At 46.7% G+C, this 25,701-nt stretch carries 19 protein-coding genes and 2 tRNA genes; 4 read left to right on the plus strand and 17 right to left on the minus strand.

Annotated elements, in window-relative coordinates:
* Window positions 1-119: 119 nt before the first annotated feature.
* The 9 genes from AC3WQ3_RS08065 to AC3WQ3_RS08105 form a co-directional block, all read right to left on the minus strand.
* Window positions 120-707: a non-ribosomal peptide synthetase module gene (locus tag AC3WQ3_RS08065; RefSeq protein WP_127541059.1), complete on the minus strand. Its 588-nt coding sequence runs from the start codon at window positions 705-707 to the stop codon at window positions 120-122.
* Window positions 708-975: 268 nt separating this feature from the next.
* Window positions 976-1,635 (minus strand): ribosome biogenesis GTP-binding protein YihA/YsxC, encoded by a 660-nt coding sequence (gene yihA / locus AC3WQ3_RS08070; protein ID WP_127541107.1) that lies wholly within the window; start codon window positions 1,633-1,635, stop codon window positions 976-978.
* Between the two features lie 161 nt (window positions 1,636-1,796).
* Window positions 1,797-4,136 carry an endopeptidase La gene (lon, locus tag AC3WQ3_RS08075; RefSeq protein WP_336782764.1) on the minus strand — a complete coding sequence of 780 codons (2,340 nt, stop codon included), beginning with the start codon at window positions 4,134-4,136 and terminating at the stop codon, window positions 1,797-1,799.
* Between the two features lie 87 nt (window positions 4,137-4,223).
* Window positions 4,224-5,981 carry an ATP-dependent protease LonB gene (lonB, locus tag AC3WQ3_RS08080; RefSeq protein WP_154896293.1) on the minus strand — a complete coding sequence of 586 codons (1,758 nt, stop codon included), beginning with the start codon at window positions 5,979-5,981 and terminating at the stop codon, window positions 4,224-4,226.
* A gap of 168 nt (window positions 5,982-6,149) precedes the next feature.
* The gene (gene ispG, locus AC3WQ3_RS08085; protein WP_095293293.1) at window positions 6,150-7,247 is read right to left on the minus strand and encodes a flavodoxin-dependent (E)-4-hydroxy-3-methylbut-2-enyl-diphosphate synthase; all 1,098 of its coding nucleotides are present in this window, start codon (window positions 7,245-7,247) and stop codon (window positions 6,150-6,152) included.
* Window positions 7,248-7,368: 121 nt separating this feature from the next.
* On the minus strand, window positions 7,369-8,622 hold the full coding sequence (gene clpX / locus AC3WQ3_RS08090) for an ATP-dependent protease ATP-binding subunit ClpX (protein ID WP_095293292.1): 1,254 nt from the start codon (window positions 8,620-8,622) through the stop codon (window positions 7,369-7,371).
* A 12-nt stretch (window positions 8,623-8,634) separates the two neighbouring features.
* A complete protein-coding gene (gene clpP / locus AC3WQ3_RS08095) occupies window positions 8,635-9,225 on the minus strand; it encodes an ATP-dependent Clp endopeptidase proteolytic subunit ClpP (RefSeq protein ID WP_091001992.1) in 591 nt (196 codons plus the stop codon).
* A gap of 376 nt (window positions 9,226-9,601) precedes the next feature.
* Window positions 9,602-10,942, minus strand: coding sequence for a trigger factor (tig, locus tag AC3WQ3_RS08100; RefSeq protein ID WP_127541053.1), 1,341 nt, complete (start codon window positions 10,940-10,942; stop codon window positions 9,602-9,604).
* A 135-nt stretch (window positions 10,943-11,077) separates the two neighbouring features.
* Window positions 11,078-11,920: a hypothetical protein gene (locus AC3WQ3_RS08105; RefSeq protein WP_127541051.1), complete on the minus strand. Its 843-nt coding sequence runs from the start codon at window positions 11,918-11,920 to the stop codon at window positions 11,078-11,080.
* A gap of 326 nt (window positions 11,921-12,246) precedes the next feature.
* On the opposite strand from AC3WQ3_RS08105, the gene AC3WQ3_RS08110 reads away from it, so the two are divergent.
* Window positions 12,247-12,320 (plus strand) — tRNA-Arg (locus AC3WQ3_RS08110).
* Window positions 12,321-12,744: 424 nt separating this feature from the next.
* The gene (locus tag AC3WQ3_RS08115; RefSeq protein ID WP_336782771.1) at window positions 12,745-13,983 is read left to right on the plus strand and encodes a CynX/NimT family MFS transporter; all 1,239 of its coding nucleotides are present in this window, start codon (window positions 12,745-12,747) and stop codon (window positions 13,981-13,983) included.
* Window positions 13,984-14,280: 297 nt separating this feature from the next.
* On the opposite strand, the gene AC3WQ3_RS08120 is transcribed toward AC3WQ3_RS08115, so the two are convergent.
* The 3 genes from AC3WQ3_RS08120 to AC3WQ3_RS08130 form a co-directional block, all read right to left on the minus strand.
* A complete protein-coding gene (locus AC3WQ3_RS08120) occupies window positions 14,281-18,240 on the minus strand; it encodes a S8 family serine peptidase (RefSeq protein WP_492471938.1) in 3,960 nt (1,319 codons plus the stop codon).
* A 371-nt stretch (window positions 18,241-18,611) separates the two neighbouring features.
* Entirely contained in the window at window positions 18,612-19,406 is a 795-nt protein-coding gene (locus AC3WQ3_RS08125; RefSeq protein ID WP_492471939.1) for a class I SAM-dependent methyltransferase, read from the minus strand.
* A 217-nt stretch (window positions 19,407-19,623) separates the two neighbouring features.
* Window positions 19,624-19,697, minus strand: a tRNA-Arg gene (locus AC3WQ3_RS08130).
* Window positions 19,698-19,985: 288 nt separating this feature from the next.
* Here AC3WQ3_RS08130 and AC3WQ3_RS08135 point away from each other — a divergent pair.
* Complete coding sequence (locus AC3WQ3_RS08135; RefSeq protein WP_095293284.1) at window positions 19,986-20,279, plus strand: magnetosome magnetite crystal formation protein family; 294 nt, start codon at window positions 19,986-19,988, stop codon at window positions 20,277-20,279.
* A 77-nt stretch (window positions 20,280-20,356) separates the two neighbouring features.
* On the opposite strand, the gene AC3WQ3_RS08140 is transcribed toward AC3WQ3_RS08135, so the two are convergent.
* From AC3WQ3_RS08140 to AC3WQ3_RS08150, 3 genes are all read right to left on the minus strand, one after another.
* Window positions 20,357-20,485 (minus strand): hypothetical protein, encoded by a 129-nt coding sequence (locus AC3WQ3_RS08140; protein ID WP_255248063.1) that lies wholly within the window; start codon window positions 20,483-20,485, stop codon window positions 20,357-20,359.
* A gap of 70 nt (window positions 20,486-20,555) precedes the next feature.
* Window positions 20,556-20,912, minus strand: coding sequence for a hypothetical protein (locus AC3WQ3_RS08145; protein ID WP_095361407.1), 357 nt, complete (start codon window positions 20,910-20,912; stop codon window positions 20,556-20,558).
* A gap of 20 nt (window positions 20,913-20,932) precedes the next feature.
* Window positions 20,933-21,232, minus strand: coding sequence for a hypothetical protein (locus tag AC3WQ3_RS08150; RefSeq protein WP_336782779.1), 300 nt, complete (start codon window positions 21,230-21,232; stop codon window positions 20,933-20,935).
* Window positions 21,233-21,424: 192 nt separating this feature from the next.
* Here AC3WQ3_RS08150 and asnB point away from each other — a divergent pair, with 192 nt between their 5' ends.
* Complete coding sequence (gene asnB, locus AC3WQ3_RS08155) at window positions 21,425-23,269, plus strand: asparagine synthase (glutamine-hydrolyzing) (RefSeq protein ID WP_492471940.1); 1,845 nt, start codon at window positions 21,425-21,427, stop codon at window positions 23,267-23,269.
* Between the two features lie 143 nt (window positions 23,270-23,412).
* On the opposite strand, the gene AC3WQ3_RS08160 is transcribed toward asnB, so the two are convergent.
* Window positions 23,413-24,282, minus strand: a complete 870-nt coding sequence (locus AC3WQ3_RS08160; protein ID WP_492471941.1) for an STM4011 family radical SAM protein — start codon at window positions 24,280-24,282, stop codon at window positions 23,413-23,415.
* Window positions 24,279-25,673 carry an STM4012 family radical SAM protein gene (locus tag AC3WQ3_RS08165; protein WP_492471942.1) on the minus strand — a complete coding sequence of 465 codons (1,395 nt, stop codon included), beginning with the start codon at window positions 25,671-25,673 and terminating at the stop codon, window positions 24,279-24,281. The genes AC3WQ3_RS08160 and AC3WQ3_RS08165 overlap by 4 nt, the downstream gene beginning before the upstream one ends.
* Window positions 25,674-25,701: the final 28 nt, after the last annotated feature.

A 25,701-nucleotide genomic window follows, 5' to 3' on the forward strand; every position in this document is an offset into this window, starting at 1 on the left:
TGAACGCATTCTTCACAAAAAATCCCCTTCGGAACCTGAACCGGCAAGTGCCTGTGATCAGAATCAATAAGGGGATGGATCAAGCATTTAAAGTCGTATAACGGGCGTTTTAAGGTTCGTTAAGCCTCAAGTTCAAAGAGCCGTTTTTGGTGTCGAGCAAGTCTCGCATCAATTTGATGAAGCTCTTCAGGAACGGATGTATGAATCCTAGTATCCAGAAGTGTGTCCACCTCTGCATATAATCGGTTAATTTCACGCTCAACATCCCGAGCCTGGAACTGACGTTGTAATTCAAGCAATGTGTTTTTGTATTCATAAATCAGTCGGGTATTTTCCCCATTTTGTTCTACAATTTTACGAACAGAGCCTTGAGCATAAACATACGTCATGGTGAATTCTTCATAAATCCGATGAACAACGCCGTCACCCTTGAAGGTCATAAAGAGTTTTCGGACAACGTTGGTCAGATGATGGTTTACCAGACGGCAAGACAACTCACAGATGTAAAACCCTTTCTGACGGTCAAAAGGAAAATGAACTTCCTCTCCACTGACATCTGCAAGCACAATTTCCTGACAACCATTATCAAGCACCTTAACCCGGTGATGAATCCGGCCATCGTCCGATATGCGCAAAAACTGATGCATCTGGGGTTCTGACAATTTAAAAGTGGCATTAACATACTCTGTGGCTAACCGCTGAGCCATACAAATCTCCTCAATTCTTCCCCGATTGTTTTGCCTTCCTGCTTATGGGCAGTCATCTCAAAATTCTTCAGGCCGGCAAAGCCGGTATTTTTGTTCCTGTGGCATAAACGCACCTACATTCATTATACACCACCGCCAAACCAATATGCTCCAGAACAAAACAGTGAATTCTCATAAAATCCCATGAAAATATGGATAAAATCGATTAATCATTCTTTATTCAGCCAGCTTACTCACTTTTCCACATTAACATGGCACAATCTCTATATCATCCGTTAATTTCGGTGTTTTCTTCCTCTTCTGGATTACCTTCTGCATCCATTACTTCTGGTGCATATTTATCTATGCGGGCATGGCGGGTGATGATGTCCCACAACTCTTCTTTACCCAATCCTTCTTCTGACGAAAACGGTACAAACAAGTCTCCTGGACGTAGATCGAGCGCTTGCTTGATAACTTTAATATGTTTAGCTCTGCGTGTCTTTGGAATCTTGTCCATTTTGGTTGCTACGACTACCAATGGCAATCCGTGATGGCGAAGCCATTCATTCATCATCTTGTCATCCTTGGACGGTTCATGTCTCATGTCCACCATTTGCATGACAAGCTTCAATTCCTTGCGGCCGAGCAGGTATTTCTCCATCATTTTACCCCAGGCAAAGCGCTGCTCCTTGGAAACTTTGGCGTAACCATAACCCGGAAAATCGACAAAGTATAGGTCCTGGTTAATTTTATAATAGTTCAGCTGCTGCGTTTTACCCGGTGTCGAACTTGTTCGTGCCAAATTTTTGCGGTTAATCAAACGATTAATCAGAGATGATTTGCCCACGTTTGAACGTCCCGCCAAAGCAATCTCCGGCAGGCCATCATCGGGATATTGTTCAGGCCTAACGGCACTGATAATAAATTCGGATTGGTTTACTTTCATCATATATCTGTCCTCTCTGGATCTCTTGTTCTTGCATTAGAAGCTAATAAACGTATTATGCCTTGGATCATTGTTCTATCATACCAAAAAAACCGTTCCAGCGGACGCCGAAGCTTCCGCAGAACGGTTCATTCTTCACACGCTCCCTTGGTTAACCGGATCTACAGGTGAATTCCTGTCTGCTCCACGAGTGCATGCTGCAGCACCTGATCCATATGGGCTACTGGGACAAATTCCACATCTTCCTTGATGCTGTCCGGAATGTCTCGCAGGTCCCGTTCGTTATCCTTGGGCAATAATATTTTTTTGTAACCGGCGCGATGTGCTGCCAGTGATTTTTCCTTCAAACCGCCGATAGGCAGCACGCGACCACGCAGCGTAATCTCACCCGTCATCGCAATGTCTTTCGACACATGTTTGTTCGTCAATGCAGAAATCAAAGCTGTAGCCATCGTAATTCCTGCAGAAGGTCCATCCTTAGGAATGGCTCCCTCAGGTACATGGATGTGGATATCATTCTTCTCATGGAAGTCAGCCGGAATGCCTAACTGGGCCGCTTTGGACCGGGTATAACTGAATGCTGCCTGAGCAGATTCCTTCATGACATCACCCAGTTTACCAGTCAATGTCAGCTTTCCTGTTCCAGGCACAACCGTGACTTCAATAACAAGCGTATCTCCACCTACTTCGGTCCATGCAAGCCCGGTTACGGTACCAATCTGGTCTTCCAGTTCGGCCATGCCGTAACGGAACTTGCCAGGTCCAAGGTAGTCCTTGATTTCATCCGGTGTGATATTGATCTGACCTTCCGCACCAGATACGATATTTTTAGCCGCTTTCCGGCATAGTGAAGCCATCTGCTGTTCCAGATTCCGTACGCCAGACTCGCGGGTATATTCACGAATGACACGGAGCAGGCTGTCATCGCCAATCTCCAGCTGTTCCTCTTCCAGACCATGATCACGCTTCTGCTTCGGCAGCAGATAGTTTTTGGCAATCTGCAGTTTCTCGATCTCCGTATACCCAGGAATATTGAGCATCTCCATCCGATCAAGCAGCGGACGGGGAATGTTGTGCACCGTATTGGCGGTCGTAACGAACATGACGTTGGATAAGTCAAAAGGCAGTTCCACAAAGTGATCGCTAAACGTACTATTCTGTTCAGGATCAAGTACCTCAAGCAGCGCTGCAGATGGATCCCCGCGGAAGTCTGATGCCATTTTGTCGATCTCGTCCAGCAGGAAAACGGGATTAAGTGAGCCGGCTGTTTTCATTCCCTGAATGATACGCCCAGGCATGGCACCTACATACGTACGACGGTGTCCACGAATCTCCGCTTCATCCCGCACGCCACCGAGAGAGATTCTTACAAACTCCCGGCCCAGCGATCTTGCGATCGAACGGGCAAGCGACGTTTTCCCTACTCCCGGCGGACCAACCAGACAGAGAATTGGCCCTTTAAGCTTTTTGACAAGCTTCTGAACTGCCAAATATTCAAGCACACGCTCTTTTGGTTTTTCCAGACCGTAATGATCGGCATTCAGCACATCTTCAGCTTTTTTAATATCCAGATCATCCTCTGTCATCTCGCTCCAAGGTAGAGCCAGCAGCCAATCCACATAGTTGCGAATGACCCCGCCCTCAGCGGAGCTGGCAGGCATTTTCTCCAGTCGGTCAATCTCTTTCTCGACCTTCTCCTTGACATTGTCCGGCAGGCCCAGCGTCTCCATCTGGTTACGGAGTTCCTCAACCTCACCCGCACGGCCTTCTTTTTCACCCAGTTCTTTTTGAATTGCCTTCATTTGCTCGCGCAAATAATATTCCTTCTGGGTTTTCTCCATCTGCTTCTTCACGCGCTGGCTGATTTTGCGTTCAAGCTCCAGCACTTCCCGCTCATTATTGAGAATGTCGAGAAGCTTCTCCAGACGTTCGCGAACATCAATAGTCTCCAGAATCTCCTGTTTATCCTTGATTTTCAGGGAGAGGTGACTCGTGATCACATCAGCCAGTCGGCCCGGCTCTTCAATATCGGACACAGCGGCAAGTGTCTCGGGTGTTACCTTTTTGGACAGATTAATATAATTTTCGAACTGGTTCAGAACCGTACGCATCAGGGCATCCGTCTCTGGATGGCTGTTCTCTTCTTCAGGCAGTTCCTGTGCCAGCACTTCGTAATATTCCTCGTTGTCCGTATATTCAATGATTTCAGCCCGTTCCAAGCCCTCCACCAGAACACGAATCGTTCCGTTTGGAAGCTTCAGCATTTGTCTGACCTTGGCAACGGTTCCGATTCTGAAAATATCTTCTTGTGTTGGTTCTTCAATGTTTACCTCGGCTTGGGAACATAGGAGAATCAAATGTTCTTCTACCATCGCTTTTTCTAAAGCCTTGACCGATTTCTCCCGGCCCACATCGAGATGCAGTACCATACTCGGGTAGACGAGAAGTCCTCTTAAAGGCAGTAAAGGAAAACGACGACCTTTCGTTTTGCTCGGTCCCATCGCTTTCGCACCTCCAATGGCTCTCAGGTTGTAGTCATTCATTATTCTATCAAATGTTCACATAAAAAACCAATTGAAGGGAAGCGCTTAGCAGCTTCCCGAATCAGTAACCTGTCCCGGACGGGTCAGGTCAGCACGTAAAAATGAAGCAGATGCTGGAGGAAAAATCTCTGCAGCGGGTGCTGCTGGCTCATCTGCGTGCTTTGATTGCTCCGCCTGCTGAGAATCAGGCGCCCAGGCAAATACCTCACGAAAAACATCCTGAACCGTATCTACCGGAATGACGCGTAATCCATCCAGATTCTCAAAAATGGACTGCCAGTTTTCGGCGGGAATAATAACGGTCTTGGCTCCCGCCTGAAAAGCAGCCTCTACTTTGGCGAGCACGCCGCCAATCGGCTTCACCCGGCCATGAATACTGATCTCCCCAGTCATCGCTGTCTCATGGTCAACAGGACGTCCCTGAATAGCAGAGACAATTGCCGTGGCCATCGCAATTCCGGCTGATGGACCGTCAATTGGTGTTCCTCCCGGGAAGTTGATATGCAAGTCATAGTCATTCGGACGAAGTCCCATGGCTTTTAACACGGTTATCACATTCTCAACCGAACCTTTGGCCATGCTTTTTCTCCGGAGTGTACGCGAACCGCCTCCAATCTCTTCCTCATCCACCACGCCCGTAATATTGATTCGGCCCTGATCTTTGAGCACAGGCACGGCAGACACTTCGATCTCAAGTATGGTGCCCATATTGGGACCATATACGGCTAAGCCATTAACAAAACCAACCTGTGGCTGCTGAGGCACCTTGCGATCCGGACGCGGCTGGATTTGGCTGCTGCCAGCTACCCACTCGACATCCGAGGCCTGAAGGGTCTCCCTTTTTTCAGTGAGTGCCAGTCCGGCAGCGAGCTGAATAATATTCACTGCCTCGCGTCCGTTCGTGGCATATCGCTTGACCACTTCAACGGCATCCGGGCAAGGACTGAAGCCGATTTTTTGCACCGCGTCCTCAGCAATTTTCCCGATCTCTTCCGGCAATAATGGTCTGAAGTATACTTCCATGCATCGCGAACGAAGCGCTGGAGGCAGTTCATGAGGCGAACGTGTCGTCGCTCCGACAAGACGGAAATCGGCCGGCAGGCCATTTTGAAAAATATCGTGGATATAAGCAGGAGTATGCGTGTCTTCCGAGTTATAGTACGCACTTTCCAAAAAGACCTTGCGGTCTTCCAGCACTTTGAGTAATTTATTCATTTGAATGGAATGCAATTCACCGATCTCATCGATAAACAACATGCCCCCATGGGCTTTGGTGACGGCTCCCGGTTTCGGTTGAGGAATGCCCGCAACCCCCATAGCACCTGCTCCCTGATATATCGGATCATGTACTGAACCGATTAAGGGATCGGCAATCCCGCGTTCGTCAAAACGAGCGGTTGTCGCATCCAGCTCTGTAAACTTGGCATCTGGCTTAAACGGTGATGATGGATTTTTTTTGGCTTCCTCTAAGACCACCCTGGCCGCTGCTGTCTTCCCAACTCCGGGAGGCCCATAAATGATTACATGCTGCGGATTCGCACTGCACAAGGCTGCCTTGAGAGCACGCAAGCCGTCTTTTTGCCCCACGATATCATTGATACTAGCTGGACGCGTCTTCTCTGCGAGTGGTTTCGTAAGTGAAATGGAGCGCAGCTTACGCAGTTTCTCCAGCTCTTTGCGAGACTCACGCTCGACGGCACTGCGATTGGTTTTCTGGCCCCGAAGCAGATTCCAGAAATACAAACCAATCACCACACCAAAAAATAACTGTATCAACATGAAGACCATGCCTAAATCACCCATATCTCAACATCCTCCTGTTCTTCTGACTGTTCCCTACGGAATCATACTAATACATGGTAGTATAGCCGTTTCACCAACAGGTAAACGGTCCTGGCAGAATTTATGGATGTCAAGACACCAAGAGCCCGCCATTGCTGACGGGCTCTTGGTTAAGCATATATGAAACGATCAGTGCGAACGTCCAGGAATTACTCCTGTTGTTTCATAGGTTTCGACGATTTTATCGATTTCCTTTTTCAATTCCTCTACCATGATTTCCTCAGGCACTTTACGGATCATCTTACCGTGACGGAACAAGAGACCTTCTCCGCGGGCACCCGCAATCCCGATATCCGCTTCCTTCGCCTCACCTGGACCATTCACCGCACATCCCAGTACAGACACTTTAATCGGCACTTTGAGTTTGGAGATATACTCTTCCACCTCGTTGGCAATAGAGAAGAGATCAATGTCCAGACGACCGCAGGTCGGGCAAGAAATCAACGTGGCGGCATTCGAAATGAGCCCAAAGGTTTTGAGCAGATCGCGTGCAACCTTGATTTCTTCTACCGGGTCTGCGCTGAGCGAGATCCGCATGGTTGAACCAATACCCATGGAGAGCAGTGCACCCATACCTGCCGAGCTCTTAATTGTACCCGAGAACAGCGTACCCGCTTCAGTGATTCCCAAGTGCAACGGATATTTAATGATCTGAGCTGCCTTGGAATACGCTTCAATCGCCATCGGTACGTCCGATGCTTTCAGTGAAACGATAATATCATGGAAATCGAGTTCTTCCAGAATACCAATGTGATACAATGCACTTTCTACCATAGCATCAGCTGTTGGATATCCGTACTTCTCAAGCAAATGGTTTTCCAGTGAACCCGCGTTAACCCCGATCCGAATGGGAATACCACGTTCCTTACATGCTTTCACGACTTCTTCCACTTTAGCACGTTTACCGATGTTGCCTGGGTTAATCCGGACTTTATCGATGCCGTTCTCTATCGCAAGAAGGGCCAGTTTATAGTTAAAGTGAATATCTGCTACAAGCGGAATGTGGATGCGTTTCTTGATTTCTTTAATGGCTGCAGCAGCTTCCTCATTATTTACGGTTACACGTACGATTTGGCATCCTGCTTCTTCCAATCGCAGAATTTCCGCAACGGTAGCCTCAACGTCTGCCGTTTTTGTAGTACACATACTTTGGATAATGACTTCATTACTGCCACCAATCGTTATATTCCCTACTTTTACGGGACGTGTATCTTGTCTTAAATACATGAGTGATTTCTCTCCCCACAACGTCAAAGCTCCACCCTGACAGAGACATGAATTCGCCTTCTGCCAAAGTGGAGAACTGACAAGTCTATATTTCAGAGCTGAGCAGGAATGCTACCTTCAGTTAGGCACTTTCTTCCTGCTTATCGTCCTTCGATTGGCCAAGTTCAGGCACAACTCTTTTCTCAACGACTTCTTCGGTAATCACACAGTTCGTAACATCTTCACGTGAAGGTACTTCATACATGATTTCAAGCATGATACCCTCAATGATGGCGCGCAATCCCCGCGCACCTGTGTTACGTTTGATTGCTTCTTTTGCAATCGCGAGCAATGCACCTGGTTCAAACACCAGATTCACATTGTCCAGCTCAAGCAATTTTTGATACTGCTTGGTCAGGGCGTTTTTTGGTTCGGAAAGAATCCGTACCAGTGTATCTTCATCCAGTGGCTCCAACGTGGAGATGACTGGGAGACGGCCTACAAATTCCGGAATGAGACCGAATTTCAGCAAGTCTTCCGGCAGGACCATACCCAAGTACTCACCCGGTTTGAGGTCTTTTTGTTCCGCAACGGTATTGAAGCCAATGACTTTTTTACCGATCCGGCGTTTGATCATTTGCTCCAGACCATCAAAGGCACCACCACAAATAAACAGGATATTTGTTGTATCAATTTGGATAAATTCCTGATGTGGATGCTTACGGCCACCTTGTGGTGGTACAGAAGCAACCGTTCCTTCCAGGATTTTCAGCAATGCTTGTTGTACCCCTTCACCCGATACGTCACGTGTAATGGACGGGTTCTCGGATTTGCGGGCTACTTTGTCAATTTCATCGATATAAATGATACCGCGCTCTGCTTTTTCCACATCATAGTCAGCAGCCTGAATCAGCTTGAGCAAAATGTTCTCTACGTCTTCACCGACATAACCGGCTTCAGTCAATGAAGTCGCGTCAGCAATAGCAAAAGGAACATTGAGGATTTTGGCCATCGTTTGTGCAAGCAACGTTTTACCGGAACCTGTAGGTCCGAGTAGCAAAATGTTACTCTTTTGCAGTTCAACGTCCTCAATCTTGCTTTGTGTATTAATCCGTTTGTAGTGATTGTAAACCGCTACAGACAAAGACTTCTTCGCTTGATCCTGCCCAATAACGTATTGATCCAGAATATCGCGGATTTCTTTTGGTTTCGGTATATCTTTGAGGTCCAGTTCTTCGTCATGACCGAGCTCTTCCTCAACGATTTCGGTGCAAAGTTCGATACATTCATCACAAATGTAAACGCCCGGTCCAGCGACCAGCTTGCGCACCTGTTCTTGAGATTTACCGCAAAAAGAGCATTTCAGTTGCCCTTTCTCATCGTTAAATTTAAACATGAAACCACCCCTTTAGGAATTGATCGGTCTGCTGAGCACCTGGTCAATAATGCCGTACGCTTTGGCTTCTTCCGCACTCATGAAAAAGTCACGGTCCGTATCCCGCTCAATTTTCTCAAGGGGCTGACCTGTACGATCGACGTATATTTGATTCAGTTTCTGACGTGTTTTGATAATCCATTCGGCGTGGATTTTAATATCCGCAGCCTGTCCTTGAACGCCGCCAAGCGGTTGGTGAATCATCACTTCGCTGTTAGTCAGCGCATATCGTTTACCAGGCGCACCGGCCGTTAACAACAACGAACCCATGCTTGCTGCCATCCCAACGCAAATGGTAGATACATCCGGCTTGATATACTGCATCGTATCGTATATACCCATCCCTGCGGTGACAGAACCACCAGGTGAATTAATGTACAAGCTGATATCCTTCTCAGGATCGTCGGCTGCCAAAAATAAAAGCTGTGCTATGACAAGATTGGCTACATCGTCATCAATCGCACTGGTTAGAAAAATGATGCGATCCTTCAGCAAACGCGAATATATATCGTAAGACCGTTCGCCTCGATTGGTTTGTTCCACAACCATTGGCACCAGACTCATGAGACCAACCTCTTTTCTACATGTAATTAGACATAGGCTACCTGTAAAGCAAACCCAAATTCATTCTAACACGTTCCTGTGACAATGTCATTTTTCACAAGTAGTGTCAAGCATAAGTTAGTTTACTTTTTAGCCTGATCATATTTAACCATGTTTTCTATGTATGTGCAAATCGAAGGAATCCTATGCCGTTTAACCTTATTTTATTTGCATAAAGTACATAGGAGCTTGAAACAGTATAACCCTTCCCAACATTATAACCATCCATATTATTACTGAATCATCTATAAAATGGATGCCATAATTTAAAAATAAGGCACGCAATGATTCACGTGCCTTATCCTTTATTCAGCTGCTTGTTGCCTTACAGCTTGTCTTATTTTTCGTCAGATTCTGCAGCAGCTTCTTCAGCAGGAGCTTCAACTGGCTCTACAACTTTGCTGTTCTCAACGAGAACATCGATCGTTTTGCGCAGTTTAACTTCATCGCGAAGGCTGTCGAGGGAACCATTGCTCTCCAGAATGCCACGAATCTCTTCAGCAGGACGCTTGTAGGATTCAGCCATTTTTTCGAGTTCTTGGTTCACTTCTTCATCAGATACTTCGATGTTTTCCGCTTTACCTACAGCTTCAAGAACCAGGTTGTTGCGAACACGTTTGGAAGCATCGTCTTGCATTTGTCCTCTCAGGTCAGCTTGTGTTTGACCGGAGAAGCTCAGGAACATTTCCAGGTTCATGCCTTGGTTACGTAGGCGATTGTCAAAATCACGCATCATGTTTTGCACTTCGCTGTCAACCATTGCAGAAGGGATGTCCACTTCAGCATTTTCTGCTACTTTTTCTACTACCGCATTTTCTTGAGCTGCTTTGAACTCATCTGCTTTGCGGGATTCCAGTTGTGTTTTCAGATCAGCTTTGTACTCTTCCAGAGTATCAAATTCGCTGACATCTTTTGCAAACTCATCATCCAGTTCTGGGAGTTGTTTGCGTTTAATTTCGTGTACTTTCACTTTGAATACCGCTTGTTTGCCAGCAAGTTCTGCTGCGTGGTAGCTCTCTGGGAAAGTTACTTCAACGTCTTTGAAGTCGCCTGTGGACAGACCCACAACTTGCTCTTCAAATCCTGGGATGAATGTGTTGGAACCCAGTTCCAAGGAATAACGCTCAGCTTGTCCACCTTCGAATGGTACGCCATCAACGGAACCATCGAAGTCGATAACTGCAACGTCACCGTTTTGTGCAGAACCTTCGTCAATTACAACGAGTTCAGCGTGACGTTGTTGAAGACGCTCAAGCTCTTCAGTTACTTCTGCATCTGTTACTTCGCCTTTAGCTACAGCAACTTCGATTCCTTTGTAGTCACCCAGGGTAACTTCAGGTTTCACTGTTACTTTCGCTTTGAACTTGAATGCTTGTCCTTTAGCGAATTGTTCGATATCTACATCCGGACGATCTACCGGGAAAATATCCGTTTGGTCGATAGCTTCTGTGTAAGCTTCAGGAAGCAAAATGTCGATTGCTTCTTGGTACAAGCTTTCTACACCGAAACGAGCTTCGAAAATTGGACGTGGCACTTTACCTTTACGGAATCCAGGCACGTTCGCTTGTTTTACTACTTTATTAAAAGCTTTGTCGAGTGCTGCAGTTACACGATCTGCACCAACTTCAACTTCAAGAACCCCAAGGTTCTTCTCTATCTTTTCCCAAGTTGCTTTCATTGTATACTTTCCCCTCCAAAATTCACATGTTCACGTAGGCGATCACGTACAAAATAACCATTTTAGTATAAACAAGATTACATTCTTTTTCAAGGGGAATCCCTTGATGCGGTTTGAGGTAAACGTTTCCGGCCCTTATTGGCCCCCCAAACCTGCAGAAACAAACTGCTTCATCGAACGATATGCCTGCTCCAGACGGAAGCGCATCGCTCCAGTTACAGCATACATGGAACGGGTATCTTCTTCGTCGTGGGAGCCTCCCAGGCTGTCTGCAACGGTCATATGTAGTGCTGCTGCCCATATATCTGTCATGGAATCATTATCTTCCAGCATGGAATCGTAATCTCGTGTTCCATACACCGCCATGACAAACTGGATCCAAAGTTCCTGTGCAAAATAAAAGAGTGTCGGTTCGTGAACTTCCGTTTGATCGGCCACTCGCTCGAGAATGCGCACGATCTGAAGCGGAAAATCCTCCGGACGCAGAGGGACCGTATCAATCTCCACTTCAACCTGCTCTTCCCCTCTTGTGAACGTGATGAAGCCCTGCGTACCGCGACGCCGCAAGGTTTGCAACACCCGGAACTGCAACAGTGGATGAAGAGATTTATCGGTCAACCAGCTACTGAGTGCCTCATCGATCTCCGGAAGTTCAAGATAGGCCAGCTGCTCCAAGGCAAGCATCGTTTGTTCGGATAGCGGTTCTTCCATTACTGTTCGAAGCAGCTTATCCGCATATCCTTGATCCTGCTCCAGCTTGGACCTGGCGTGCTGACGTGCCATATCTTCCTCACTGATTTCCTCTTCTTCTTGTACATCCGGGGCAATAGAGGAATCTTCCGCATAATGAGGGAAGGCAGCTTCAAGCCACTCCAGCAGAGCCCGCCATTCATCATAATGACGTTCTTCCTGTCCCTGACATTGCAGCAAGAAGCGGAGCAGATTCATGGCTTCCCCATATCGCTCATTTTCAAGCATGACAGTTAATTGAATCTGGTAATAGTCCAGCGTCTTAGGAAACAGAACAATATTGTTACTGTGCTCGTTTTCCGGGGTCGTGGATTCCTTGATAGGAGCACCTCCTCTATATCCTTAATCTCCAGTCGGAATCAACCATAAATAGATGTATATTAAACGAGTGTCGATCTATTTTCTGAGTTCTCCTGATATTCTAACATAACCTTAAATATAATGAAAAAAACGTTCCCTGCCGCCAAATATCATATACGAATAAGTTATTTAAATAAAATATTTGATATTCATCATTATTTATGATAAAATCATTTTTGCTTGAAAAAATTCATGTCTCAGTAGCTCAGCTGGATAGAGCAACGGCCTTCTAAGCCGTCGGTCGGGGGTTCGAATCCCTTCTGGGACGTATTAAAAAAGAGCTTCCTTCGGGAAGCTTTTTTGCATTCTGGGGATGAGAACCCCAAAGGTTCGTCGGAGCATCTTCTTCGTTAGCACCACTTCGCAGTCTCGACTGCAAGGAGAGTATCCCTTCTGGGACGCATTAAGAAAAGCTTCCTATGGGAAGCTTTTTTTGCATTCTGGGGATGAGAACCCCAAAGGTTCGTCGAAGCATCTTCTTCGTTAGCACCACTTCGCAGTCTTGACTGCAAGGAGAGTATCCCTTCTGGGACGTATTAGGAAAAGCTTCCTTCGGGAAGCTTTTTTTGCGTTCTGGGGATATGTTCATTCCACTTCGTTGCCCAATGTTGACACCGAATGTTATGCTTGTTGGTATACGTATGTATCAAAGTATACATATTAGAAAAAAATAAATAACAGGAGATTTACCTATGCCATCCTCTTTACATCAACATTCGCCTGATCATGCAGTTGCGGATAACTCTACAGCGTCCGTGAAACTCGGACTTCTCCTTACAGGCATCATCCTGATTGCAGCCACGATGCGATCGCCCATTACAGCGGCAGGGCCTATCGTTGATTTAATTCGTGCCGATACAGGGATAAGTCATACCATGGCGGGATTGCTCACTTCACTACCACTGCTTGCTTTTGCGGCAATTTCCCCCTTTGCTCCGCAGCTGGCAAAAAGATTTGGTTTGGAGGCCGCACTGCTGACCGCAATCATTATTGTAACGTTTGGTATTGCACTGCGTTTTTTGCCGTCTGTCCCTGCACTTTTTGCAGGCACAGCCATCCTGGGATGTGGAATCGCACTGAGTAACGTGTTGCTCCCCAGTTTGATTAAACGGGATTTTCCATTACGAGTGGGACTGGTTACTGGCCTATATTCCGTATCCATGAACATATGGGGTGCCATCGCCTCGGGAATTAGCGTTCCGGCAGCAGGATTCACCTCTATGGGTTGGCATGCTTCACTTGGAATGTGGGCTGTGCTCTCCATCCTGGCTCTTATCTTGTGGCTGCCTCATGTTCGTAACGGACGCCGCGGAGAAGTCTATGTAGCATCCCGGAATACCGAGAAACCGGTACGACTCATCTCATCTTCACTCGCTTGGTATATCACGCTTTTTATGGGATTACAGTCGTTGATTTTTTACTCGACCATTACCTGGCTGCCCGAAATTTTGTCTACGCAGGGTTTTAACCCATCTTCTGCAGGATTGATGTTGTCCATGATGCAGATGGTCAGCGTTCCAGTGACGTTCGTTATCCCCATCCTGGCTGGGCGAATGAAGGATCAGCGCGTTCTGACAGCCATCACCTGTACTTGCCTCATCTTGGGGTATGCGTTCCTCTTAAGCGGGATCTCCTCACTGGTTACTATCGGAGTGGTTCTCGCTGGTATTGGTGGCGGGGCTTCATTCGGTCTGGTTACGATGTTCTTTGTACTTCGGACTGCGGACGCAAGACAAGCGGCAGGATTATCGGGAATGGCTCAATCGTTCGGGTATATGCTGGCAGCGGGAGGCCCCTTGTTGTTCGGACTAATTCATGATTGGACGCATGGCTGGACCATTCCATTGCTTTTACAGGTTGCACTCGCCTTCGTATTGCTGATTACAGGTATCATGGCCAGTAAAAATCGTTTGATTGGTGATTCAAAATAAAATTTTGATTCGATTGCAGATCTTTTTGAATTTTGCTCTCCTTGTGATGACAGGATAAGATACCAGTCACTATAAGGGGAGTCTTTTATATCACAAGTAAATGCAATATTGTCAATCAGAATAAATACTTCATTTAACCTACTGTTTATTAAAAACTCCAAAACAAGAGGCCTTCACCCTATTAAATCTGGGTAAAGGCCTCTTAAGAGAACGAACAAAGTTCTAATACAATACATCACTCAACATGTATAGATAGTTTATTATATCTGCTATCTTACATGAATCTTATAATTGGACTTACTTGACCTTTACAGTAATCGTTTCGGTACTTGTAATACCAGCTGAGTTACTTAACTCTGCACGATATTTATACGTGCCTGAAGAGCGTCCAGATATCGTACTGACCGCACTTTGGGCATAAGGTGTAGCCGCATTGAGTGCTTGGGTATCAATTAACTGATCATTTTCGTAAAGGCGGTACTCTGTGGCGTTGGTTCCCCACCATAAGTTCATGGTGACCTTATAATTACCATCGCCATCCCAATTATCCTGAGAAAGCACTGCCTTTCCAGGAGATGCATTGGTAACCCGAACAGTCAGCGTTTGACTCCGTGTTGTTCCCTTGTCATTCGTTAGCTCAGCTACATACGTATATGTGCCGTTTGTTTTTCCTGTAATCTTCGTCTGAGCAAACTGTGCCATCGGCGCATTGTATGTCAACTTCTGCGTGTCAATCAATACTCCGTCTTCATAAAGTTTATAGCTGGTCGCATTTTCGCCCCACCATAAGTTCATGCTCACGGTATAGGAGCCTTCGAGCAGACCATTAGCATGTCCGTTATTGTGAGAAAGTACAGGCGTGCCAGGTGCTTTGGTTGCCGGAGTCTCCGGTTCATGCTCCGTAGATTCCAAGCTCAACAATGTGTTGGCTGTACCCGAAAGCCCCTGTTGGTCCTTCACCGTCAGTTCAACGACATATTCGCCGGATTCAATGTCCTCTAAAGCAAGCCCAAAGCTACCATCCTGTTGTATTTCAAACTCACCCTCTTTAACGATCGAATCACCCTCTTTTTTCACAACATACGATGCTTCGAGGGATGCTGCAGGGTCAAACTCAATGTTCCACCCTTCTTGGAGCGCAGGAGCGACAACGAAGTACAAATCTTCTACTTTTCCGTTAATAACTGCAGACTCTTCGTTTTTAAATTCCAGCTTCTCTGGAGCGGTTACCACCGGTGCTTCTGTTTTCACCAAGAATGGAGGGGTATCTTCAATATACTTTTTGCCGTCTGTACCTAAAGCTGTGATATCAACGGTGTACAAACCATCTGGTATTTTCGTTGCTTCTTCTGTAGCGTAATCCAAGTAATTTCCGGTCCAAGCCAGGTTATATCGGGCATTGGCATTGAAGTCGTAGTAATCTCCAAATATACTTCCAATGTACCCATCCTGATAAAAACCACCATCCGGGTTCAGACCATCAAAAATTTCTATAAGTGCAAAGTTCATGGGATTGTGGAACTCCATCGCTACATTTAACGTATCCAGTGTGCCGTCAGCTTTTAACGGATAATGGAATGGATTTGTCTCATTACCATACTTCGTTTCAATGTATTTAACGCCAGCCTCTGTAACATTGAAGTGAGCCACGTACGGTAAGCTGTACGTTTTCGCTCCATGACTGAACTGAAGATACCCTTGGGCTTCTCCAACAGTCGTCACGCCTTTTGGAACCGTAATCGTCACCGTTACCTCTTCTTCTCCGTTCAATTCAAAGGACGTCTTATCCACGGAAACTGAGACACCATTAATGGTACGAGTAGGATTAACGGATACAGAATATTCCCCGCCTGTCCCTTTTAGTGATTGTACTTTGAGCGTTTTGCTGACCGTTTTTTCGTCTGTACTTAGGAAGTTGCCGAAATTGACACTTCCTGTAATGTTTTCTTTTTCTACTGCCTCGCCGTTTTCAGTATATTTCGTGACGTCCATGACTTTAACGAAAGTGTCGGGATCAATCGTCTCTACTGCCTGTATACGGCCAGCACCTTGATCGAATACATCAAAGTTCTCTGTATTTAGTACCTTGGCATTGTTCATAAGTGCAACTTTGATGTCGAAAGGTGTCCAATCCGGGTGTTTTTCAATCAACAATGCAATCAGCCCCGCTACATGCGGAGTAGCCATACTTGTACCCGTTTTGCGTCCATAGGCTTGCCCGTACTCCGCTTCCGGCTCATCTTTTCCATATGCAGGAATTGTAGACAAGATACTTGTTCCCGGTGCAACGATGTCGGGTTTAATGTCCAGGGTTACCTTGGCCGGTCCTCGGGAGCTCGATGAATATACCTCATCTCCCTCTGTCGTATCTTTGACGAAATCACTGAAGCTGACTTCAACGCCTTGACCAGCATCGAGCTGAGCCTTGATCGCTTCTCCATCTTCCTTGCTCATGCTCAGAGTAGGGATAAATTCAAAATCATCCCCCAAACTAACGCCAATTGGCCCAGGAATATTATTGTAAACAATAACGGCAATCGCCCCAGCCGCTTTGGCATTGGCAATCTTATCAACGAATGCCAGCTCACCGCGCTGGATGAAAGCAACCTTGCCATTCATATCTTTTCCTTCAAAATCAGTTGGTTTGCCCAGGCCGGCGTACACCAAATCGTATTGTCCATTCAATACCGTTTCTGGATCCTCCGCCAGATTCCAGCCCATCACGTCCAGACGATAGACTGACTCTGTAACGGTTAGTGGATGGGTGTCCGTTTCCGTTGGAGCTGCAGCTTCCTCCTCTTCAGCAGGTGCCTCTTCTTCCGTACTAGGAATAGTTGTATCTTGTGTTGTTTCCAAAGTAGTCTCTGCTTGCTCTAGTTGTGGTAACGCATCTTCGCCTGATGATTCAGGCTTTTCAACGGTTGGCTCTTCTTCATCTGGTGTTCCAGCAGGAATGTCTTGCTCTGGATTTTCTGGAGCTTCAGCTCCTGGTGCTATTCCCAGTTCTGGCGCTTGTTCTACTTCAGGTACAGGCAACTCTTCAGGCAATGTACCTTCGCCTTCCTCACCAATCCAAAAATGCGTATTGGCTGTAATCGTCTGGCTAGGTCCCGTAGAGTTACCGACCGTGATTGCCATAGCCGATGCTCCCGGAGAACCTAATGTATAACGGTTCGGACCTTCATTACCACTTGCTACCACTGCAGTTACACCTGACAGCATGGCATTATTGAGGGCAACTGAAGTAATGTAGCTCGGATCATTTGCTGTATTCCCCAGTGAGAGGTTGATGATGTCCATCCCATCTTTCACCGAGCGATCAATTCCACCTAATACCCAAGCTGTTTGTCCGCTGCCATAAGGCCCTAATACACGGTAAGCATAGATTTCAGCTTCAGGAGCAATACCAATAACTCCATAATCCCCAGCTTCACGAGCGGCAATCGTTCCTGCTACGTGAGTTCCGTGGGATGTATAATAGGAACTTCCTCTTTCGTTAAACTCGGGCTGTCCTGACACCTTCCACTCTTCTCTTGTTGCTTCATAAGGATCTTCATCGTTATCCACAAAATCCCATCCACCCTTATAACCTTCGGTCAGATTAGGGTGCTCGTAGTCGATCCCTGTATCAATAACGCCGACTTTGATACCATTTCCTTTGTATCCCAAATCCCATACTTCCGGGGCCCCGATAAAAGGAGCTGTATCCTTCATATAGGGATTAACTTCATCATTCTCTGGCGTTAACGCGATTTCAAGGTCAGGATACACACTGACCACACCTGGTATGCGAAGCAACTGTCCCATTTGGCTTCCATTCACTTCAATGGCTACACCATTCAGGGCGTATGCGTACTTTTCCAATACTTCGTGATTGATTTTATTCTGAGTGAGGCTATGTACAAATGACTGTTGTTGTTGTTCGACCTTCGTCACAGCATTTGTTTCCATAGAGGAGGTAAATGACTTTCCTGAGAGGGTTGATTCGCCTTGCGCTACAGCTACGGGTTTGTTTGAGAGTTCAACGATGACTCTTGTTTTCTCTCCACCTAGACCTTCCAGCCTCTGATCCAAATAAGGCTCTGCAGCAAGTTTCTCTTCCCGCTGGTCGAGAATCTCTCTCCACTGCTCGGCTTCAGCCTTGGTAGGCAAATTCCTGTCAAGCTGTACTTCTGCTGGAGCGGCTCCAGCCGCAGGCATGATGATGGAAAAAATCATAAGGACACTTAATAATATGGATATCAATCGTTTATTCAAGGCGATGCCCCTCCTTCTTAATATGAATACCTCACCAATCCCTGGGGTCTTGTCCGAACAAGTACTGCAATACTTGTATAATGTCACCATCCCTTCCACAAGGAGTTTGACCCATGGTAAATTATTCTACTAAATCATCACATTTCCCTTCTAAATAATTACAGATATGATATAAAAATTACTTATATGGTTCTTGAGTAAGAGGAAAATAACGAAAATGTATTTATTTGTCGATGAAGATATTGAAATTTTGAACGAGTTCATAGGAAAAAAGACCACAATCCTCATAGAAGCATGAGAATCATGATCCTCCAAATTAAAGAGTGATGACCCTTTAAATTTCATTTAACATAGAAAATAATACATTTATTTTACTTATCAGGTTTTACAGCCTCCACTCGCAAACGCTTATAATCCGCATAGACGGCATCTTCTTTCCAAAGCTTGGGTACTACTATTTTACTCGTTTCAAGACAAATTCCCTCCATTTGTTCCTTGCTTAGACCCGCAAAATAGTCCCCTCCAAAATGAGCTAACCACCCCTCAATACCCTTCTCCCCATCTTGAAGCTGGGTAGGACGATCGTAATGATAGGCCTGCCGAACCAGGAATCCCTTCTCTTCCAGGAGGGAGCTGTACTCACCGATTGTTGGAAAGTACCAGGGATTGCGATCTGCAGCATGAATTCCTGTTTTTTGTTCAAGCACTGCCTCCAGTGCAGTTACTATGGTCTGAACGTTACCCTTTCCACCAAACTCCACGACCAGGCGTCCGCCAGGCTTTAGTGCATTCCACATGCTTTCTACGACAAGTTCAGGAGACTTCATCCAGTGTAATGCCGCATTGGAGAAGATTGCATCATAGGATTTGCTCGCCTCGAATCGGTGTCCGTCCCCTTCCACGAATGTGATTTCTGGGAACTTCTCTCTGGCACGCTGTATCATCTCCGGAGAGGCATCCATGCCAACCACCTCTGCTTGTGACATGGCGATTTCGTGTGTCAAATCACCTGTCCCACAGCCTAAATCGAGAATCCGTTCTCCCTTTTGAGGTTGAAGCCATGAAATTAAACTTTTTCCGTATCCCGATACAAAGGCCAATTTGTGATCATATTCCTCTGCCTGCCATTGATTAATTGATTTCATCTGCACCACCGTCGCTTTCATAATGATAAGTTTATTGTGGCATACCCGAACTTATTATTTAAATATATAATTTCTATCTCATTAATAGGTAAAACCTATATGATTCCGGCCCAGGAGGGATACTCTCCTTGCAGTCGAGACTGCGAAGTAATCCTCCCGATGCTTATGCTCCGACGAACCACTGGGGTTCTCATCCCCTGAACGTAAAAAAAGCTTCCCGAAGGAAGCTTCTTTTTAACGTCCCAGGAGGGATTCGAACCCCCGACCGACGGCTTAGAAGGCCGTTGCTCTATCCTGCTGAGCTACTGAGACAAGTATGTATAAATAAAATTTTTGGCGCGATTTCTATTATACTCGGTTTTCTATATTTTTCAATACTTTTATAAAAAAATTAATAAGTTGCATCCAGTTACATTCATTTACGTATAATTTCATACGCTGCTCAACCGATCGAATATGATCTGGATTCGCAGGCAATATTGTTGATGGCAGGGTATATCCCCCATGTGGAACATAGACTATTCATTGTCAGCGTGGCTGGGTAATCTTTTGCATACATACCTTTACACCAGAATTCATTCAAAGAAGGAGAGAATTGTTATGAGACAGCTTTTGTCCGCCTTATCCTATTTCAGTATTTTCTTCGCTCCTTTTCTGTTCCCGATTATCATTTGGATTGTTGCGCGGGATAATTATATTGAGGGACATGCCAAACGGGCCTTGTTTTCACACGTTTTCCCGTTTCTCGCTGCCATCCCCCTCTTTTATTTCTTCGTTACCTCCCAGAGCATCGGTGGTGCCATCGGGTATGTCATTCTGTTCTTTGTGATTTATGGATTAAGCTTTATTTACAATATCGTCAAAGGAATTCAAGTCCTTCGTGAGTATGCCTGACCTCCCACCGTCTTCACCATCAGATTACATGCAGAAACCCGCCGTTTCCAAAGGGAAAGGCGGGTTCTTCATTCCGGTTACTTGTTTCCCTTACGCCATGGATTTCTAAGCGTAGGACGCTTGCTGTTAACGGCGAGCACTTCCCCGGCAAACTCGGTATGATGCGCGTAAAGGTTTCCTTTGTTTTTCTTGAACTTGGAAGCCATTGCTATCACCTCCCCGGAACTTGGTTGTAGTATGCTCCGGGTTAGCTCCATTATCCATGCTGGAAGATGATTACGCCTGACCAACTAGGTAACGTTGAAGGGTTGGACCGAGCAGCCCAAACGCAAACAATTCACTTTGGAACCGGGCTTTATCTTCTCCAGCGGTTATACCTTCGCTGTTCTGAAACGCTGTCTCCGTTGCATCCTCAAAGGCAGTGTGCATATTGTTGTTGTACCAATCCAGAACAGCATCCGAATGGTTGCGTACAATCCTTACTACTTCCAATGTGCTTCCAGGCTGAGTTGCTGCTACATATACTAATAAAGAAGGATCTCCCGCGTTCGCTGGTTGTACCTCCACTTCTGCACAAGACAATCCATCCACCTCGGTTAATCTACGGATCTTGGCATCCTGAATTGCATACATTGTTATCGCTCCTTATCGTTTCATGTACTTTGTTCGATCTCTCGTCTTGTCTCCGGTGTTCCCATACGATAAATCTCTTGATAAACCTGCTGTATAGCAGCTTCATATGCCCGATTCACCGATTCTTCAGGTGTATCCGGCCATGGGAATACCATTCCTGGAAAGGCCTCTTCCTCTTTTTCCTGCATCAGGTTGAGGAGTCCCATTAAATGGTCTACTTCCTGAGGTGTCGCCTGAATAACCCATTCATAAGCAGCTGCGTGCTGATCCTGCAAAACGGAACGTCCACCCACAGAAACATAATAGGTTGTTTTGTCCACAGTCCATTCTCTCCTTCACAGGCATGCTGAGGCCGTTGTTCCTAGATATAGTTTCCGAAGAGGACAGACATTTTATGCCTGCTTTCGGCATATATTTGTTACGACTTCTGACGAAAAAGACAACATTCGCTGGCTACATGCCATGCAACACTCTACAGGATCAACGAATCGACTAAGAAAGGATGAACAACCATGTGCGGTATAACCGGCTTCATACAGTGGAATCGGGATTTGACCCAGGAATCGGAACTGCTGCTCCGAATGACGGACAGTTTGTCGAACCGGGGGCCCGACGCTTCAGGTACATGGATCTCCAATCCTTGTGCATTTGGACATCGCCGGCTCAGCGTAATGGACCCGGAGAACGGGGCTCAGCCCATGCATGCGATACAGGGAGACACCTCCTATACCGTCGTGTATAACGGAGAACTATACAATGCACCCGAATTGAAAAAAGAGCTGCTTCAACGGGGGCACCATTTCCGTACGCAATGTGATACGGAAGTTTTGCTCGCCTCTTATATCGAATGGGGACCGGCATGTGTAGACCGTTTTAATGGCATTTTTGCTTTTGCCATCTGGGATGGAGGACGCGAACAGGTCTTCATGGCACGTGACCGCCTTGGCGTCAAACCATTGTTTTACAGCAATGCAAAAGACGCTCTCGTATTCGGCTCCGAACCCAAATCCCTTTTGCTTCACCCGGATGTTGAAGCTGCAGTTGGCCCCGAGGGCCTGGCAGAAGTATTTATCGTAGGTCCAGCCAGGACGCCTGGACACGGTGTCTATTCCTCGTTGAATGAACTTAAACCAGCACATGCGCTCATCTTCAACCGGAATGGAATCCGAACCTACGCATATTGGAAGCTGGAAAGCCAGCCTCACGAGCATGATCTGGATGAGACTGCCGCCGAGGTACGGCGTCTGCTGCAGGATACGCTTGAGCGTCAGCTCGCTTCCGATGTTCCAGTCTGTTCCCTTCTGTCAGGAGGCCTTGATTCCAGTGCCCTGTCTGCACTGGCCGTAGACTATTACAACCGAACGGGTCAAGGTCAAGTCAGTACGTATTCTGTCGACTACGTGGATAATGCCAAGCACTTTCAGGCGCACTCCTTCCAGCCTGGTGCAGATGGCCCCTGGATCCAGCGTATGGTGGATGAACTGAAGACAGATCATCACTGGATTGAGATTGAGAACGGAGAGTTGGTTCATGCCTTGAATCAGGCCATGTTAGTTCGGGATTTGCCCGGGATGGCCGATGTAGATTCTTCTCTCTATTTGTTCTGTAAGGAAATCAAGAAAGGGGCAACCGTCGCCATCTCGGGAGAGGCAGCCGATGAGGTGTTTGGAGGGTATCCCTGGTTCCATCGGGACGAGATGCTGAATTCGGGAACGTTCCCTTGGTCGGTAGCACCTGACATGCGGGCAGCTTTGTTATCTGCAGACATTCGGGAGTGGATCAGACCACTGGACTATCTTGCAGACCGATATTCGGATGCTGTGGCTGAGGTTCCTATGCTGGATGGGGAGACCGGAAAGGCAGCACAAATGCGTGTCATGTCCTATTTGAACATCACCCGCTTTATGCCTACCCTGCTTGATCGGAAGGACCGGATGAGTATGGGGGCAGGGCTCGAAGTTCGAGTTCCTTACTGTGATCATCGCCTGATTCAATATGTATTTAACATTCCCTGGGAAATGAAAATAACGGGCGGCCGCGAGAAGGGAATCCTGAGAAAAGCGTTAGAGGGTGTATTGCCTGACGATGTTTTATATCGTAAAAAGAGTCCTTATCCCAAAACACATAATCCAGAATATTTGGCGGCCGTTAAGCAGCAGGTGCTGGATATCCTTGATGATGCATCTTCGCCGATTCTGCCTTTAATTGACAAGGCCCAGATTCGCAAGCTCGCATCTTCACCTGATGCTTCGTCTAATCTGCCCTGGTTTGGGCAGCTGATGTCCGGTCCACAGCTGTTTGCTTACTTGACACAGATTAATTCCTGGTTGCGCACATATAAGGTTGCCATTCGTTAACAGAATGTAGTTTCAAAAGAGGGGTGCCAGGTGAACAGCATTTATGCATTCACCTGGGCACCCCTCTAATTTATTGTCGCGTCTTAGTATAGCCATAAGCATTAATCAGAAGTCTTCATGATCTCCAGCTTACTATTAGTAGATCATCGAGTCATCACAACGGATTCCGGGTTTCGTTCAAGCAAGCCACGGCCATAAATCTCCTTGAATGGAGAGTCCGTCATATGAACGTATCCAATATAACAGCCGCACTTTTTCATCCTGCAGGGCCGATCCGCAGACAGCTTTTCCAACCCGTCACGGTACAAATGGCCAATAATCCGGCGATCCTTATAACACCTTTTTACATGTCCCGAACCCTGCACATAAAATACCTCCGAGCCGGCCGCACAGCCTTTGCCATAACTATCATAATCCCGTAAGTTCCCCTCAAACAGCGGATCGATCGACCGCAAATAGGCAACCTCTTCAGGTTCGTAATAATTAGGCTTATCCTTAAAGGCATTGATCCACATGTAGATATCGTCCGGCAGCACCTCTCTCATGGACTGAATGGCAGGAAATGCACTGCGGAGTCCCACCGTGCCCACGCTGAATTCGAGACCCATTTCACGCAAAGTAAGGCATTGTTTAATAAAAGAAGATTTCTTGGTCTCACGAGGATGATAGGTTGCCCAGAACGCAGCTGTCCCGGAATTCAATTCACGGGCCCAATCCAGCTTCGCGGAAAGGTTGGTCTGCACAGCAATCTTATGGACGTGACGCATATGTGACAGCTCAATCATGGCTTCCCTGTACCAACGCCGTACCAGCGCCTCGCCATATGGATTGAAGAAAATGGACAATTGGTGTCCAGCCTCTTCCTGAGCCTTCACCCAATCCACGAACTGACGTAATTGTTGTTCGTCTGTTTCCAGCGTCTCCTTGGAATCCACAGTTTTGCTAAACGGACAATAGGGACAATCATAATTACAGGACGACAGCTTCCCACGATAATACAAGGTTGCTCTCATGAGAACACAAACCCTTCCATTTGCTCGCGAATCTCGGCAGATATTAACCAATCTCCAATAGCATCGGAATATCCCAGACCTTCTTCGGTTAAACGCAGCACCTGCTGTCCATTCTCCTGCTCAATCACAGCCATTCCCTCTGTCAGCAGTTCTGAGAGCCAGGGGTAATCCGTCATAACTTCAGTTCCGAACCGCTGGAAATAATCATCCAAAGTCAGACCTTCCCGATGCAGCAGTGCTTTTAAAATAAATCTGCGTTTCTGCTCTTCCCTGCTCAGCACAATGCCATAATCAGCAACATCATATCGCTCGGTAGCTACATAATCGGCGATGATGCTCTGGGTAGCCTTATAGCTCACTCCGTATTTTGATGCATAATGTACTTCGCTGGTATAGGAACGGGCACCGCATCCAAGGCCAACCATGCCTTCCTCCTGACAGCTGTACGGCAGCAGCTCTTTGTTTGCATGTGAGGATGACTCTTTTGCAAACCTGCGCATGGAATACTGAACATATCCCCTGCTTTTTAATGTTTCTCTTGCCGCAGTGTACAGCTCCATGCGAATATCCGGCCCTTGACGCTGAATATCCTCTGGCTTCACGATTGTATTCTCGCGGGTATACAGCGGATAAATGAAAATCTCTCCCGGCTCATAAGACAGGACACGTTCAAGCGAATACAGCCATGACTCCACCGTTTGGCCGGGAAGACCATAGATCAAATCCAGGTTCAGCAAAGGAAAGTCGTACCGCGTAAGCTTCTCCAGTGCGCGCTCTACTTCCTGTGGTTTCTGCGGGCGATAAATTGCTGCAGCCTCCGCTTCAATAAAGCTCTGAATCCCCATACTGACACGGTCCACGATGCGTTCCTTCAGTAACGCAAGCTTCCCTTCAGTCACGGTGTCAGGCGAGGTTTCTATTGAGATGGAAGCATGGGCGGGATCAAGTCCCATCACATTTTCCGCAATGTCAAACAAACGGTTTAACTGAACCTCATTCAATAAGGTTGGCGTTCCGCCACCAATGGCAAACCTCGAATACGGTCTGCGTGAGGTCAGGGGAGCCCATTGCTTTGCCTGGCGTTCCAGTGCATCCACATAACGTTCATGTGTATCGTCACGCCGGTCAGGCAAAGTGAACAGATTGCAGAATCCGCAGCGGGCAGCGCAGAACGGAATATGCATATATAAAAAATACGTGTCTGTATTTTCACGTTCCCAGAGCGGCCCCAAGGGCAGCGGGGGGTCCAATTCCCGGTATGCCGTCTTATGCGGATAAGAGTATAGATAAGAGCGATAAGGTAAAGTCAGTATTTCCCTAAGACCTGTGGTCGTATTGGATCCGGACGCTGCGGAATGACCTGTTGTTGTAAACTCAGACGGATGATCCATCGGTTGCCTCCTGTCTCCGGTTGTTTTC

Source organism: Paenibacillus sp. FW104-T2 (assembly GCF_058789975.1).